The following is a 15009-nucleotide window of genomic DNA, read 5'->3' on the forward strand; positions in this document are numbered from 1 at the left end:
GCTTCATAAAACTCACCGATTCTGCAACTTTTTGGGCCTTACACTGTATTTACAGCAAGATTTAGACATAAACTATCTAATAAAAACACAATAAATTCAATAGGTTGAGAGTTATTCAGGGACAACTCTTTAGTTTATTGAATCGTTTTTGAATTAAGTTTCCTGTATTTACATCATGGCGGCATTGGCACTATTCCTGATAGCACCAATTCAACCTAAAAAATTCACCCAAATAAAAATGCACATGAATTACTTCTATGTGCATTTTTCGTCATTTAGATTTTTGGCATTATCGTTTTAATGTCTTCAACAGTAGGTGCTTGGAAATTATATTTTTTTAACAAAGCATCATATTCTGGTGTTTTGCTATATTCCTCTATGCCTTTTACTAAAGCATTTTTCACCTCATCGTTACCTTTTTTAATACCAAATCCATTTAACACTGGGTAAATTAAGGTGTCTGATGAGATAACGACACGACCACGAAGTTTATCAACCACACCACTAGCCACTGCAGCATCCGTCATTTGCGCTTCTACAGAGCCTGATAGCATAGCTTGGGTTGCTTGTGGGTCCGTTGGAAATTCACGAATATGCATTGGCTCTAAACCATTTGCTTCACAATACTCAACCGATACCTTTCGCAGTTCCTGCAACCAACCCGTACCTGCCATGGAGCCAATACTATGACCACAAAGTTCTTCAGGTGTTTTTGGCTGAAAACCGCTGCCTTTCACGGTTAAGATTGAATCACCCGTTTTCAAATAAGGAACCAGATCAATCACTTTCAATCGGTCAGCGGTGATGTACATCGCAGAGGCTAGGATATCAAAACGATTCCCACGTAGGCCTGGAATCAAGTTAGCCCAGCGAGTATCAATGATCTCTGCCTTTCTACCCATCACTTTGCTTAAGCCAGCTAAAAACTCAATATCAAAGCCCGCCGGTTTGTTGTTTTCCATATATTCATATGGAAAAAACGTAACGTCAGACCCGACGATAATTTTACCAGGCTCTTTAAATGCCATGACGCTCATAGAGCTTAGGGAAAACACCGCACCCACAACACCAACAGCCAGAGTACGAGTCATTAATTTCTTTGTATAATTAAACATTTTTACTCTCTTCAGTTTATTGAGTCATTTTTTAATTGAATTGCCTGTATTTACATCATGGCGGCATCGGTGCCGTCTTGCTGTACAAAGAAGGAAGCGCCTTTGGGTTTTGTCGGCAAACGCAATGTATTTGGGGTGATGCGTGTTTCGCCACTCTCTTTACCCCACACAATTTCCCCGGTATGCACACTAGGCAATGGGTTTTCGCCTAGTGGCACAGCATCTTCTGCGGCATAGACGTTGATAAAAATAGTGCGTGGCAGCTCAGTTTCATTAGGACTAGAAGCATGCAGTAAACGAGAATGCATAAAGCACACAGAACCGGCTGGGCCGTAACAAGAAACAGGATTTTGACACAGCGCTTGCTGCACTTCTTCTGTGACAGTGCCTGTAAAGCGATTGTCTTGCCAATGGGAGAAGAGCTCCCCTTTATGACTGCCAGGAACCACTTGAAGTGGTCCGTTTTCTAGTGTCACTTCCCCAACCATTAACAACGCGGTAACAAGGTCATCGTTAGTATGTGGCGTAAATGGGAAATCTTGATGCCATTTCACTTGGGTCGCCGTATGAGGCAATTTAGAGTTCACCTTACTATGATGTAAACGCGCACCATGATGACCGATCAGTTGACCTGCAATCTGCGCCACTCTTGATTTCAATGCTGTCTCTTTATAAATTTCAGAGATCTCAGTAGGTGATGTAATTCGGCGCAACGAAGGATGATCTGCACTGTGATCGCCTTCTATATCAAAGCGGGCTCGACCATCTAATGTCTCACCCCAAGGCGCTTGATGCTGACGACTTTCTTCTACCCAGCCATCAAATTCGTTCTGTAATGCTGAAATTTCCTCTGCTGTGAGTACATTTTCAATCACTAAAAAACCTTGTTCGTGATATTTATCTATTTGCCATTGCTCAATCATTTTGCTCTCCATTCTTATCTTGTCATTAGTGCAAAGTAACGTCTTTTAAGAAGGTCTCAACACGGGTGTTTTTACCCTCTCGTAACTCTTGAGGCGTGTCATCGCAAACCACCCGCCCTTTTTCCATAAATACAATTCGATCGGACACCTTGAAAGCGAAGTTCATTTCATGAGTAACAATCACCATGGTGATGCCTTCACGAGCGAGGTCTTCAATCACTTGCAGTACTTCGTTAACTTTTTCAGGGTCTAGAGCCGATGTTGGCTCATCAAACAACATAATCTGAGGACGCATCATGAGTGCTCGTGCAATCGCAACTCGTTGCTGTTGCCCACCCGATAATTGATGCGGGTATTTCCATACATGATCTAACATGCCGACTTTGTTCAGTAGTTGATAAGCTTGCATTTCTAATTCAGCTTTCGTTCCCATCTTGTGGTAGCGAGGTGCCAGCAATAAGTTTTCAAGCACTGTTAAATGAGGGAAGAGGTTAAAGCTTTGAAACACCATTCCGATCTTAGTTCTATGCTCGACGTGTTCCACTATTTGTGACTTGCTGTTGCTATGTTTCAGTAATTTCAAAAATGGCTGACCATTGATTTTGATTTCACCTTCATTCAACTCTTCAAGACCATTTAATAATCGAATTAATGTTGTTTTTCCTGAGCCGGATGGCCCAATAACAGAGATAACTTCACCGGAATGCACACTCAGATCTACGGCTCCGAGCACTTCTACATTGTTATAAGCCTTGTGTAATTTCGTTGCCTGTAAAGCAGGCCCATCAATTTCAACGGCTGGGGTGACAGGTAATGCTGGCGCAGCATTGACTTCGGCAATGAACTCGTCAGAAGGTTGACGAGTTTTGCTACCTTTAGTGACATCAAGATAGTTTTCCAACCGCTTAAGGATAAAATCAAATATGGTTACAATGGCGACGTAATACACGGCAACGGCAGCCATGGTCTCTAACACCAAAAAGTTCTGTGTATAAAGACGCTGCCCCACCATCAAGATCTCCGTCAAAGAAATAACTGAAACCAGAGAAGTCAGCTTAACAATAGCAACAAACTCATTAGAGAGTGCAGGCAGAGCAACACGTATTGCTTGAGGAATAACAATGAGCCACTGAGCGCCAACGAAACGAATACCTAATGCTTGAGCGGCCTCGCCTTGACCTTTATGTATAGACAATAATCCACCACGATGAATTTCAGCAATATAAGCACTTTCACACATCACCATGGCAATTAAGCCGGCCCAGAATGGGTCAGCCAAAAACGCTCCGGATCCTGGCAATACCACAGGCAAGTTATAAACAAAAATAAGCAATACCAATAATGGCATACTTCGAAACAACCAAATATAGAAGCTAGATGCTCCACGAAATAATACAAATTTAGATTGTTTTCCTATTGCTAAAATAAAACCGAAAATGATGCCAATTATCCAACTTGCTACACTGAGTTTAACAACCATCCAGCTCGCTACCCAAAAGTCAGATAGGCTGAATAAACTTGCCATGTAACTCCAATCAAACACCATATACTGCCACCTTAACGAAAACTAAAATATAAAATAAAAAAGTTGAATATTAAAACGCTTTTGTTCGTAAATTCTGCAATTACTATGTGTCGAGATATAGATCAGAGGCAATTATTATTTTCTTTTCTTCTAGTTTTAAAAAAACTATCTAGTTTGAATTATTAACAACATTTCGCCCCAAAAAAGGTCAGCCCTACCCAAAATGATGCATAACTCTCCTTTACCATGATATTTCTATTAAAAAAATCGAATGGCGTTCACCATAATAGGTCACTCTAAAAAGGTAACGAAAAGAAAATAGTCTATGGCACACACTTTGCTTAGTTAAAAAATAGGTGAAATAGGAAACTGACAATATTTTTTAGATAGGACGAACATGAAAAACTTCACACTCAAACAACTGCATTATTTTTCTACTGTTGTGGAAACACAAAGCATCGCCGAAGCATCAAGGAAACTGCACATCGCGCAACCTTCTATTTCTATTGCCATTAAAAATTTGGAATACACCTTTGGTCAGCAGCTATTAATTCGTCACCACGCCCAAGGCGTTTCCCTGACACCTGATGGCCGACGGTTCTATGATAAAGCGAGAGAGTTACTGCGCTTGTCTCATGAATTTGAACAAAACACCCTAGGTGACGGCGAGCAAGCCAGCGGCAAGATTTCCATTGGCAGCTTTGAATCGGTTGCCCCCTTATACATTCCAAAGCTTATCGCAGGCTTTAAAAAGATCTACCCAGATATAGAGATAGAGCTCCATGATGGGCAGCAGCATGAGATTATGGTGGGATTGCATCGGGGCCAGTTTGACCTAGCCTTTTTATACGATTTAGAGCTCGGCAACTCCATTCGTAAGGAAGCCCTTAACGCGCCTCACAAGCCTTATGCTTTATTACCGGTTGATCACCCACTGGCACAAAAAGGCACCGTCAGTTTAGTGGCGTTAAGCAGAGAGCCCATGATACTGCTGGATGTTATTCCAAGCCGAAATTACTTTTTGAGTTTATTTACAGAAAAAGGCCTGCGTCCGACGGTTGCCTATACTTCTCCCTCTATTGAAATGGTGAGATGTATGGTGGGTCAAGGCCAAGGATTTTCTTTATTAGTCACACGACCCAGCACACATATCACTTATGATGGAAAAGAAATTGCCTATGTTGAAATAGAAGACGATATGGAAGACTCGGCCTTAATTATGGCTTATTTAAAAAACAATGAACCCACTCTACCAGCACGTTTATTTATGGACTTTTGCCGAGAATATGATTTAGACATCTCTAAAAATACCTCTAAAAATTAATATAATGGGAAACAATAAAAAACAGTGGAAAACAACCTTATAAAATATTTTTCCTATTTAGTTCGTATATTTATAATAATTTACTGTGACTATTTGCTGCCATATTCTTAAATCATCTTTTAATGAACATTTTACGTTCGGCATGAACCTAGTATAAAAAGGTGTACTTACATGACAGCAAATATAATTGAAATCGATACGCTCATCGTTGGCGCTGGACAAGCCGGTATCGCCATGAGCGAACACTTAAGTAAGCTGGAAATCCCACATCTTATTCTAGAAAAGAACCGCGTAGCCGAAGCATGGCGCAGCGGTCGTTGGGACTCACTGGTCGCAAATGGCCCAGCGTGGCATGACCGTTTTCCCGGTATGCTTTTCCCAGATGCGGATCAAGACAGTTTTGTCCCCAAAGACAAGGTCGCTGATTACTTTAATGAGTATGTCAACCATTTCAATCTTCCCGTCAAAACAGGCGTTGAAGTACTCAGTGTGGTCAAAAACGATCAAACAAGTGGGTTTACTGTCACTACATCAGAAGGTGTCTACAAAATACAACACCTCGTGTCAGCAACGGGCCCCTTCCAAACACCGATCATTCCGGCTATTGTACCAACGGTAGAAGATCTTCATCAGATTCACTCAGCCGCTTACCGCAACCCTGAATCACTGCCAGAAGGCGGTATCATGGTCGTTGGCGCTGGCTCTTCTGGGGTACAAATTGCTGATGAACTACAACGTGCAGGCAGAGACGTTTACCTTTCCGTAGGGCCACACGATCGTCCACCTCGTAGCTACCGCGGCCGCGACTTCGTATGGTGGTTGGGTGTATTAGGCCTATGGGATGCTGCTGCGACAGAGCCGGGTAAAGAGCATGTTACGATTGCCGTTAGTGGTGCACATGGCGGTAAAACCATTGATTTCCGCGAATTGGCAGCACAAGGACTAAACCTAGTAGGTCGTACTGCATCGTTTGAGGGTCATACTGTGACCTTCTCTAATGACTTAGCAGACAATATTCGCGCTGGTGATGAGAACTACTTATCCCTCTTATCACGCGCTGATGACTATATTCTTGCTAATGGATTGGATTTACCTGAAGAGCCAGAAGCCCACAACCTACTACCAGATCCAGATTGCATGACGCACCCTACTTTTACGTTGGATTTGAAAGAAGCAGGCATCAACACCATCATTTGGGCAACAGGCTACGCTACGGACTACAGCTGGTTAAAAGTCGATGCCTTCGATGAAAACAACCAACCCAAGCATCATCGCGGTGTCTCTAGCGAACAAGGTATCTATTTCTTAGGCCTGCCTTGGTTATCTCGTCGCGGATCGTCGTTTATTTGGGGGGTGTGGCACGATGCAAAATACATCGCTGACCAAATCAACATTCAACGCCAATACCAACAATACGAAACGACACAGGAAGCGTAATCATGCCAACACATACTCGTATCAGAATGTTTAACACCAAAGAGACCTACCCAAATCAGTCTCTCGATAATGACCTATGCCAAGCGGTTGTAGCGGGTAATACAGTGTATGTCCGCGGTCAAATCGGCACCAACTTTGATGGTGAACTGGTCGGTCTTGGTGATCCAAGAGCACAAACTGAACAAGCAATGAAGAACATCAAACAACTGCTTGAAGAAGCGGGCAGTGATATGTCTCACATTGTGAAAACCACAACCTACATTACGGATCCACGTTTTCGTGAAGCGGTTTACCTAGAAGCGGGGCGTTGGCTAAAAGGTGTTTTTCCTATCTCTACAGGCTTGGTTGTATCAGGATTGGCACAACCAGAATGGCTGGTCGAAATCGACGTGATCGCCGTTATTCCAGACGAAAAAGACTAGGAGACGTTATGACTATTTCTATTGCGGCGTATTGCCCAGAAACGGGCCAACTGGGTATCGCTATTAGCTCATCGAGCATTGCTGTGGGCGCACGCTGCCCATGGCTTATGGCGGGCGTCGGCGCTGTATCCAGCCAAAATATTACGCTGCCGGCCTTAGGCCAAAAAGTCCTCGAAAACCTTGAGCAAGGATTGACGCCTGATAAAGCCCTTAAAACTGCGTTGTCTAATGATAAGTTCAGCGCGTATCGCCAGGTCACTGTGATAAACCCTCAAGGGGAAAGCGCTTGTTTCAGTGGTACAGAAACATTAGGCATTCACAACATGGTGCAATCAGCCCATTGTGTTGCAGCGGGTAACATGCTGGCCAAGACCGATGTAATCGACGCTATGGTCGATGCCTTCGAAGCGTCAACAGGCGAGCTCACGAGTCGTTTAATTACTGCTTTGGCCGCTGGTATTGATCATGGCGGGGAAGCGGGTCCTGTTCACTCTGCGGCGGTCAAAGTCGTCGACGATTATACTTGGCCTCTGGTTGACTTAAGAGTAGATTGGGCAGAAGAAGACCCAATCGCACAGTTATCAAGTCTGTGGAAAGATTACGAACCACAAATGCAAGCTTACGTGACTCGCGCTCTTGATCCACGTGAAGCCCCTAGCTACGGTGTGCCTGGCAATGAGTAACACGACACTTTCCACACCACTTCGTTCACTGCTCAGTCAGCTGTTGTCGCTAGACACGACCAGTCGTGAGTCGAACCTTGCACTCATTGAGTTGATTCAAGATTACTTGGGTCAGCTGGGTCTGGAGTCTACCCTCGTATTCAATGACGAACGCACCAAGGCGAATCTTTACGCACGCCTTGGGCCAGACGGTGACGGCGGTGTCATGTTGTCAGGTCATACTGACGTGGTGCCGGTGGACGGCCAAGCTTGGACTCATCCGCCTTTTGAACTCACCGAACAAGACGGAAAATGTTACGGGCGTGGCAGCGCCGACATGAAAGGATTTATTGCCTGCGTATTAGAAGCCGTACCCCAATTTCTAAGCACTGACTTACGTATGCCATTGTATCTCGCTTTTTCATACGATGAAGAAGTTGGATGCTTGGGAGTTCGTAGTTTAATCGATCATATTCGCGCTTCCGCCGAAAAGCCCGCCATGTGCATTATTGGTGAGCCAACGAGCATGAAGCCTGTGTATGGTCATAAAGGCAAGGTCGCTATGCGCTGTAATGTACAAGGTCATGCTTGCCATTCCGCTTATGCGCCGGAAGGCGTCAATGCTATCGAATACGCGGCCAAGTTGATTCACAAGCTCACTGAATTATCTGAGCCATTGAAGCAACACCTAGACAACCGTTTTGATCCGCCTTACAGCACCTTACAAACCGGCCTTATTAAAGGTGGAGCAGCGTTAAATATTGTCCCAGAACATTGCTCGTTTGATATTGAAATGCGCTACTTACCTGAGACAAACGTGACTCATACCTTTAATGAATTACAGCATTATGCAGCAAGTACCTTAGAGCCTGCTATGCAATCTGTTCATGACAAATCCAACATCCAATTTGAGTCCCTCGCGGCCTACCCGCCTCTACTAACAGACCCTCAATCTGAATTTGCACAGTGGTTATCATCATGGAGCAACAGCACAGAGTTTGAGACAGTGGCATTTGGCACCGAAGGCGGCCTCTTCGATGAAGCTGGCGTGGCCACATTAGTATGTGGGCCGGGAAGCATGGAGCAAGGTCACAAACCTGATGAATTTGTTGCCATAGAGCAACTGAATGCTTGCTCCGCGATGCTACATGAATTGTGTGACTGGATGAGTAAAAAAGGCTAAATAGCACTCAATCAATGCAATAACCCCTTAAAATATAAGGGGTTATCTTACCCATGCTGTACAAGAAAGGCTTAAAAATGTCATCGAAAAAGAAAGTTATGTATTACAACATGCCTGGCGATCTCAACTACGAGCATGAGCTTTTAGCACAATGGGGCATAACCGATTTAGAGCTAATACAAACCACGGGGCAGGATCTCGTTGCTGATGTTGAAACCGCTCATTCGCTCACCTTGGAGTATACAGAAGTAGATGAAGCCACACTCAGCCGTTTACCAAATTTAAAGATTATCGCTTTGCAAAGTGTTGGCTATAACGAAATAGACGTGATGGCTGCCAGGAAAAAATCCATCTATGTCACCAACACACCCAACTTTTGTGCCTATGAAGTAGCAAGCCATGCTATGGCACTGCTGTTGAATTTGAGTCGTCATATTCGATTTTATAACCAGCAAGTGACTAATCAAGACTGGCACAGCAAACCAGAAAAACCCATGACTCAATTACAAGGCAAAACATGTGGACTGGTTTCCTTAGGAGCTATTCCTCAAGCGCTTATTCCTATGCTAAAAGGCTTTGGAGTCAACGTTGTTTGCTTTAGCAAAACAAAAGAGCACGCCGAGATACGTTCAATGGGTATCACACCCTGCCATTCATTGGATGAATTATTGTCTGTATCGGACATCGTGTCTTTGCATACACCACTGACTGAGTCCAGCAGACATATGATGAATGCTGACACCTTTGCCAAAATGAAGGAAGGGGCGATACTGTTAAACACGGCTCGTGGAGAGCTAATAGAAGAAAACGCCTTAATCGATTGCCTCAAAACAGGGAAAATATCTGCTGCAGGTCTGGACGTATTAACAGACGAAGTGAACTACAGCAGTGAACTGGTCAATATGAACAATGTCATTGTAACCCCTCATATCGGTTACTTATCAGAAGAGTCGATATTGACCGCAAAAAGAATTTGCCTTGAGCAAATCGTCATGTGTTTATCAAAAAATACGATTCCGACACATACGGTTAACCCTCCCCTTTAACGCCGTAATAAGTGGTCGCTCATTACCACAAACTCACTTGCTCTTGGCTGTTCGGTAAGATCAGTTCAGGCTGATAACCAGGTCGATGTTGTTGTACTTTTTGATCCAGTGAGCGCGCCAAGGTAGGCGCCGCTATGTTATCCGATGAATGTACAAAAACGAACGGTGATAATCCCTGATCCAACCACTGTGCTAATTTTTCCGCCCATTGATCTAACCAAGAGTCATTGCGTGGCAAATCGGGATGGCCAATAAAGCGGACAACAGGATGTTGCGCGGTTGCAACAGGGTGACAAGGTACGCGGGGCTTTTTAGCCTGAGCATCAACCAAACTGTCACAATAAGCCTCTGTAGAAAAAACAGGGCGTGAATCCATGATGACTCGATTAACGCCCTTCCCTGCCAACCCCGTTAGCAGTGTTTTTTCCACCTCGGCTTTGTCAAAATAAGAGAGGTGGCGAACTTCAACCGATAAGGATGTCGGTAAGCACCATCGATCACAAAGCGCAAACACAAAATCTAGGCTCTTCTCATCCAACTGAGCAGGGAATTGCAGCATGGTCGGACCGAGCTTACTGGAGAGTGGCTCGAGTGACGCCATAAAAACCAGCCAGTCTTGTTCAATGTCTCTCCAAGATCGATCAAGTAATCGATGAGTGACCGTCTGCGGTGCTTTGAAGCAAAACTGAAAATCATCCGTAACCACGTCAAACCAACGTCGTAATTGTGCTGACTCGACTTGAGTATAAAAGGTACTGCCGACTTCAACACTGGAGAAAAATTCAGAATATCGACCAATACGCTGAGAAGAGGAAAGCGAACTCGGATACAACCAATTTACCCAAGCAGGATGCTGCCATTGCGCCATACCATAGCGAATGGTCATACCGCCACATTTCGATAAACCACCGCCTCAATGTAATACACCTTCTCACCCTCCGCACGGCGAATCACAACGTCTTCCCCTTCTTGCTTTTTTAGCAAAGCCCGCGCGACGGGTGAATCAATACTAATATAGCTTGCATGATGATCTAACTCATCCGGCCCAACTATACGGTATTCCTTGGTATCACCCTCTTCGTCTTCTAGCGTCACCCAAGCACCAAAGAATACGCGGGACTGGTCACTTGGAAAGCGGTCCACCACGGTACAAGCCTCTAGACGCTTTTCAAGATAACGAACACGGCGATCAATTTCCCGCAATTGGCGCTTACCATATTGATATTCTGCATTTTCAGAGCGATCGCCTTGCGCGGCGGCCTCGCGAACGGTCTCAGTGACAGCGGGACGTTTTTCTTTCCAGAGATATTTTAACTCTGCCAACAGACGCTGCGCTCCTTCCTCGGTGATATAGGCAGATTTGGGTGGAGACGGAGGACGATATCGACTCATAACACATCACTTTTTAAATTAACGACAGTGAAACAAAAATGCCGCCAGATTCACCTCCGGCGGCATTCACTTTCAAAAGCTATTATAAAAAGCTTTTGACTAGAAACACGCGATCAACACTCGCCCTTAAGACTCTTGCTTATGAACGTGCACATCCATTTGTGGGTAAGGAATACCCACACCTTGCTCATCAAAGGTGTATTTGATTTTTTCTAGCAAATCGGCTCGTACTGTCCAGTAATCAGCAGACGCGACCCAAGGACGTAAGAAGAAATTCACCGAACTGTCTGCCAATTCAGACACCGCAATCAAACATTTTGGGTCTTTCAGAATACGCTCATCCGCGTTCACAATGTCTTCCATCAGTTTTTTCGCCAGACGAATATCAGCGTCGTAACTGATACCAATAACAAGATCTAAACGGCGCGTCGACTCACGAGAAAAGTTTACGATAGACCCGTCCATGACTGACGAATTTGGTACGATAATCACTCGATTGTCCGGTGTTTTCAAGTAAGTATGAAATAACTCGATACGATTCACCGTGCCCATTTGACCGCCAGCATCAATGAAATCACCTGAACGGAACGGGCGTAATAAAATGATCAACACGCCTGATGCGAAATTTGACAATGAGCCTTGTAACGCAAGACCAACAGCCAAACCCGCTGCACCCAAAATAGCAATAAAAGAAGTGGTCTCAACACCAATTTGCCCTAAAGCCATTAGTGCAATACCCGCGAACATCAAGGCATATAGGATACTAGACGCAAAGCCTGCAACCGCTTTGTCCACAGAAGCTTTTAATAACCGTTTTTCACACCACTGAGCAACTTTACCTGCAATGTATTTGCCGATAAAAAACACTACCAAGCCAATGCCTAGATTGATAGCGCTGTCCACAAGTACAGGAAGCCATTCTACCCCCTGGTCGAACAACGCTGTTATTTCTTCATTCATAATATTCAAGCCTTATGCTTAGTTAGTGGTTAAAAATGTTTGTGGTTAAAAACTCATCAGATCAAATAGTCTGTTTTATGCTGCCATTCATCAAGCAGTACGCTTAGTTGCACTCTTCCTTGTTGATTAAACAACAAGCAGGCCTGCCCCTTAACCTTATGCGTTCCTTTAATGCCTTCCTCGTCAATTGCAATGCACTGCATTCTTAACGTTTCTAGGGCAGGATTACCCCGAATACTCATGCCGATAAAGGCATGCCATTCATATTCTGGCAAAATCTCTTCAGTGGCTCTCTCTAATAGCGACACACACTGATCTTGTGTCATTCTATAGTAAGGCACTTTTGATTGGTGGCGAATAAAAAATACCATCAACGACAGTAACAACACAAAGCAGACGGTAACAGAAACAAACAGTGCCAACACAAGCGATTAAAAACGATGCGCAAGCAATGCAGATTGCGCGCGCTTTAGGTGCTCGACATGTTCCGTCTCATACCGATCCATTTCGAGACGAAATTTAATTCGCGCCGGTTTTGGCAACTCGCTCCACTGTTCATGGGTCGGGATGTGCAACGTTTTCTCAGTTAAAATGTAGAATGCTGAAATGTCTTCATGGTCAGACAAATCCACACTCAATTGATCTAATAAGTGTTTGATACGAATGCTGGCCTCAATCCATCCTAACTCATCCGTTCCAACGACTTTTAACAAGACTTGAATACTGTCGATCCTCTTTTGACGCTCTTCATGAAAACGCGCCTCACCGGCTTTAATACGTTCTTCTCGCACTTTATTTTGCTTCAACTGGCGCACAATAAACCACACCGACACAGCCATCACGGCAACAGAACTCAATAAAAGTATTAAAATTGCTGTAGTAGACATATCACATCCCATTTATAACCAATAAAAATGACAAAAACATTATGCCAACACGGTGTTCAACCATTGAGAAATATCGTCCACCTGCTCAGGGCAAACAGAATGAGGAATAGGGTACGTCTTGTACTCCACTAAAAAGCCTTTTTCGCTCAACATATCCTTTGCCTTCACCGCTAACGTTGGCATCACCACAGGATCTTGTGTGCCATGGTGGATCAAAAAAGGGGTATGACCGTTAACACAATCTTTCGCAGAAGGTATCTGTTCACCCGCAACAAGGTAAGTCGACAAGGCCATCACACCGGCCAAAATATGCTGCGTTCTTAACGCGACCTGGTAAGCAATCACGCCCCCCTGAGAAAAACCTGCCAGCACGATACGATTTGCTGGAATCCCTTGATCGAGTTGCACTTGAATAAGCTGTTCGATCTGCTGACAAGATTCATCAATATTCGCCATGTCCACTTTACGATCTAAAGTCATTTCATAAATATCATACCAAGCCCGCATCGCCATTCCCCCATTCACTGTTACTGGGCGGCGTGGCGCATGAGGAAAAACAAAACGAATCGCAGCGTTCGGTGACAAAGACAAAGCGGGCACCAAAGATTCGAAATCGTGTCCGTCCGATCCCAAACCATGTAACCATATTACCGCGGCATCAGGCTGATCGCTGGTCTCAACGGACACAAAAGGGAGTAAATCAGTCATTTTTGCTCTCCAATATATAAAATCTAAAAATAGTTATTAGCCTAGCACATTGGCATTACTTGCTCGACATATGGGCCAATATAAAAAAAGACAAACAGCAGGCAGGTTATGATTCGAAAAACAAGCGCTAAAAGGGCAATGGAATTTGCTGAGTAGACACAGGGGTAAGGCGAAAACCCACTCCAATCAGTCGGACAGGACGGTCCCCTCTCATAAAAGCCTCTCTTAATAATTCGCCAAACACATCGTCGGATAGTTTGCTCTTAATCGGCCTCTCAACCGTTGTCTGCTTAAAATCGTTAAATTTTACCTTTAAATAGTACTTACTCAATTGAGCTTCGTACGATTTGCCCGCCATGCGCTTTTTCAACTCGACCAACAACAGGGGTAATACCGAATGGCAAGCCGTTAAGTTCGGTAGATCTTGGGGGTAGGTATGCTCAACCGATACACTTTTACGCTCTCTAGACACACTAACAGGACGATCATCTATCCCCAATGCAAACTGAGACAACCGAAAAGCCATACTCCCGAATTGTTTTTGCAAAACATGGAAATCAACTGACTGTAGATCTCTACAGGTAAAAACATGCAGCTTAGCTAGCTTTTCTTGTGCCACCTGGCCTATCCCTGAAATACACTTCACCGGCACATCCAATACAAACTCCGCCTGTTTTTCTGGTGGAATCACCGTTAAACCATCAGGTTTATCCCAATCGCTGGCCACTTTTGCCAAGAACTTATTGGTCGCCACACCGGCCGACACCGTAATACCAACCTCTTGCTGTATACGAAGACGAATTTCTTTCGCAATACGCGTTGCACTGCCTTGAAAGTGGCTTGAGTTTGTAACGTCTAGGTACGCCTCATCCAAAGACAAAGGCTCAATCCATTCCGTAAAATCACGAAAAATGGCCTGCATCTGTTCGGACGCCAAACGGTATTTCGCCATATTACCTGGAATGACCAATAAATCGGGACATAACCTTTTTGCTGTCGCAGTTGGCATAGCCGAACGTACGCCAAACTCACGAGCGCAATAATTCGCCGTCGCCAGCACGCCCCTATTGGTTGATGAGCCACCGATCGCGATAGGAATTGTACGGAGGTCTGAGTTATCACGCATTTCTATCGACGCGTAAAAGCAATCTGCATCAATATGAATGATTTTTCTATGACTCAACATACGCGTTATAAAACCGTAACAAACACATCAGCAACACTCTATTGAAAAATACACACCGAAGAATAAGAAAAAGCCTTTTTTATATCGCCAATCATGGACGTCTAGGCGTCAAATAGTTTACATTTTGTACATTAAGACATCACATTAAACACACAAGATCAAAACATGACAAAAAGCCATGGCACAATGATATTATCCACGATAAAAGGCGCTTGAGTCACTCGGCTTACTCCGTTTAA

Annotated in this window: 16 protein-coding genes; 6 read left to right on the forward strand and 10 right to left on the reverse strand. The window is 44.2% G+C overall.

What is annotated here, in order from left to right; translation table 11 throughout:
* Positions 1-275: 275 nt before the first annotated feature.
* From LG368_RS10025 to LG368_RS10035, 3 genes are read right to left on the reverse strand one after another with little or no spacing between them, the layout of a single operon-like run.
* Positions 276-1115 (reverse strand): ABC transporter substrate-binding protein, encoded by an 840-nt coding sequence (locus LG368_RS10025; protein WP_226754592.1) that lies wholly within the window; start codon positions 1113-1115, stop codon positions 276-278.
* Between the two features lie 50 nt (positions 1116-1165).
* Positions 1166-2038, reverse strand: coding sequence for a phytanoyl-CoA dioxygenase family protein (locus LG368_RS10030; RefSeq protein WP_226754593.1), 873 nt, complete (start codon positions 2036-2038; stop codon positions 1166-1168).
* 25 nt (positions 2039-2063) lie between these two features.
* On the reverse strand, positions 2064-3563 hold the full coding sequence (locus LG368_RS10035) for an amino acid ABC transporter permease/ATP-binding protein (RefSeq protein WP_226754594.1): 1500 nt from the start codon (positions 3561-3563) through the stop codon (positions 2064-2066).
* A gap of 397 nt (positions 3564-3960) precedes the next feature.
* Between LG368_RS10035 and LG368_RS10040 the strand changes: the two genes are divergently transcribed.
* From LG368_RS10040 to LG368_RS10065, 6 genes are all read left to right on the forward strand, one after another.
* A complete protein-coding gene (locus LG368_RS10040; protein WP_226754595.1) occupies positions 3961-4887 on the forward strand; it encodes a LysR substrate-binding domain-containing protein in 927 nt (308 codons plus the stop codon).
* A 171-nt stretch (positions 4888-5058) separates the two neighbouring features.
* Entirely contained in the window at positions 5059-6324 is a 1266-nt protein-coding gene (locus tag LG368_RS10045; RefSeq protein ID WP_226754596.1) for a flavin-containing monooxygenase, read from the forward strand.
* A gap of 2 nt (positions 6325-6326) precedes the next feature.
* Entirely contained in the window at positions 6327-6746 is a 420-nt protein-coding gene (locus LG368_RS10050; RefSeq protein WP_226754597.1) for a RidA family protein, read from the forward strand.
* Positions 6747-6754: 8 nt separating this feature from the next.
* Positions 6755-7429, forward strand: coding sequence for a DUF1028 domain-containing protein (locus LG368_RS10055; protein ID WP_226754598.1), 675 nt, complete (start codon positions 6755-6757; stop codon positions 7427-7429).
* Complete coding sequence (argE, locus tag LG368_RS10060) at positions 7422-8591, forward strand: acetylornithine deacetylase (RefSeq protein WP_226754599.1); 1170 nt, start codon at positions 7422-7424, stop codon at positions 8589-8591. The genes LG368_RS10055 and argE overlap by 8 nt, the downstream gene beginning before the upstream one ends.
* 53 nt (positions 8592-8644) lie before the next feature.
* The gene (locus tag LG368_RS10065; RefSeq protein ID WP_226754600.1) at positions 8645-9637 is read left to right on the forward strand and encodes a C-terminal binding protein; all 993 of its coding nucleotides are present in this window, start codon (positions 8645-8647) and stop codon (positions 9635-9637) included.
* Positions 9638-9659: 22 nt separating this feature from the next.
* Here LG368_RS10065 and LG368_RS10070 read toward each other — a convergent pair whose 3' ends face one another.
* The 7 genes from LG368_RS10070 to dinB all read right to left on the reverse strand — a co-directional run bounded on the left by LG368_RS10070 (position 9660) and on the right by dinB (position 14770).
* On the reverse strand, positions 9660-10523 hold the full coding sequence (locus tag LG368_RS10070) for a DUF72 domain-containing protein (protein WP_226754601.1): 864 nt from the start codon (positions 10521-10523) through the stop codon (positions 9660-9662).
* Positions 10520-11029, reverse strand: a complete 510-nt coding sequence (greB, locus tag LG368_RS10075) for a transcription elongation factor GreB (protein ID WP_226754602.1) — start codon at positions 11027-11029, stop codon at positions 10520-10522. The genes LG368_RS10070 and greB overlap by 4 nt, the downstream gene beginning before the upstream one ends.
* Before the next feature lie 126 nt (positions 11030-11155).
* Positions 11156-11989, reverse strand: a complete 834-nt coding sequence (locus LG368_RS10080; protein WP_226754603.1) for a mechanosensitive ion channel family protein — start codon at positions 11987-11989, stop codon at positions 11156-11158.
* Between the two features lie 56 nt (positions 11990-12045).
* Positions 12046-12315 carry a hypothetical protein gene (locus LG368_RS10085; RefSeq protein ID WP_226754604.1) on the reverse strand — a complete coding sequence of 90 codons (270 nt, stop codon included), beginning with the start codon at positions 12313-12315 and terminating at the stop codon, positions 12046-12048.
* Positions 12316-12420: 105 nt separating this feature from the next.
* Entirely contained in the window at positions 12421-12876 is a 456-nt protein-coding gene (locus LG368_RS10090) for a DUF2489 domain-containing protein (protein ID WP_226754605.1), read from the reverse strand.
* Between the two features lie 39 nt (positions 12877-12915).
* Positions 12916-13584, reverse strand: a complete 669-nt coding sequence (locus LG368_RS10095) for an alpha/beta hydrolase (protein WP_226754606.1) — start codon at positions 13582-13584, stop codon at positions 12916-12918.
* A gap of 127 nt (positions 13585-13711) precedes the next feature.
* Positions 13712-14770 carry a DNA polymerase IV gene (dinB, locus tag LG368_RS10100; protein WP_226754607.1) on the reverse strand — a complete coding sequence of 353 codons (1059 nt, stop codon included), beginning with the start codon at positions 14768-14770 and terminating at the stop codon, positions 13712-13714.
* Between the last annotated feature and the right edge of the window lie 239 nt (positions 14771-15009).

The organism is Marinomonas algarum (genome assembly GCF_020532605.1).
Taxonomy (GTDB): Bacteria; Pseudomonadota; Gammaproteobacteria; order Pseudomonadales; family Marinomonadaceae; genus Marinomonas; species Marinomonas algarum.

Bases quoted from the DNA above. Each gene is read 5' to 3' on its own strand.
- LG368_RS10025 (WP_226754592.1), bottom strand. From the start codon at position 1,115: ATGTTTAATTATACAAAGAAATTAATGACTCGTACTCTGGCTGTTGGT.
- LG368_RS10030 (WP_226754593.1), bottom strand. From the start codon at position 2,038: ATGATTGAGCAATGGCAAATAGATAAATATCACGAACAAGGTTTTTTA.
- LG368_RS10035 (WP_226754594.1), bottom strand. From the start codon at position 3,563: ATGGCAAGTTTATTCAGCCTATCTGACTTTTGGGTAGCGAGCTGGATG.
- LG368_RS10040 (WP_226754595.1), top strand. From the start codon at position 3,961: ATGAAAAACTTCACACTCAAACAACTGCATTATTTTTCTACTGTTGTG.
- LG368_RS10045 (WP_226754596.1), top strand. From the start codon at position 5,059: ATGACAGCAAATATAATTGAAATCGATACGCTCATCGTTGGCGCTGGA.
- LG368_RS10050 (WP_226754597.1), top strand. From the start codon at position 6,327: ATGCCAACACATACTCGTATCAGAATGTTTAACACCAAAGAGACCTAC.
- LG368_RS10055 (WP_226754598.1), top strand. From the start codon at position 6,755: ATGACTATTTCTATTGCGGCGTATTGCCCAGAAACGGGCCAACTGGGT.
- argE (WP_226754599.1), top strand. From the start codon at position 7,422: ATGAGTAACACGACACTTTCCACACCACTTCGTTCACTGCTCAGTCAG.
- LG368_RS10065 (WP_226754600.1), top strand. From the start codon at position 8,645: ATGCTGTACAAGAAAGGCTTAAAAATGTCATCGAAAAAGAAAGTTATG.
- LG368_RS10070 (WP_226754601.1), bottom strand. From the start codon at position 10,523: ATGACCATTCGCTATGGTATGGCGCAATGGCAGCATCCTGCTTGGGTA.
- greB (WP_226754602.1), bottom strand. From the start codon at position 11,029: ATGAGTCGATATCGTCCTCCGTCTCCACCCAAATCTGCCTATATCACC.
- LG368_RS10080 (WP_226754603.1), bottom strand. From the start codon at position 11,989: ATGAATGAAGAAATAACAGCGTTGTTCGACCAGGGGGTAGAATGGCTT.
- LG368_RS10085 (WP_226754604.1), bottom strand. From the start codon at position 12,315: ATGACACAAGATCAGTGTGTGTCGCTATTAGAGAGAGCCACTGAAGAG.
- LG368_RS10090 (WP_226754605.1), bottom strand. From the start codon at position 12,876: ATGTCTACTACAGCAATTTTAATACTTTTATTGAGTTCTGTTGCCGTG.
- LG368_RS10095 (WP_226754606.1), bottom strand. From the start codon at position 13,584: ATGACTGATTTACTCCCTTTTGTGTCCGTTGAGACCAGCGATCAGCCT.
- dinB (WP_226754607.1), bottom strand. From the start codon at position 14,770: ATGTTGAGTCATAGAAAAATCATTCATATTGATGCAGATTGCTTTTAC.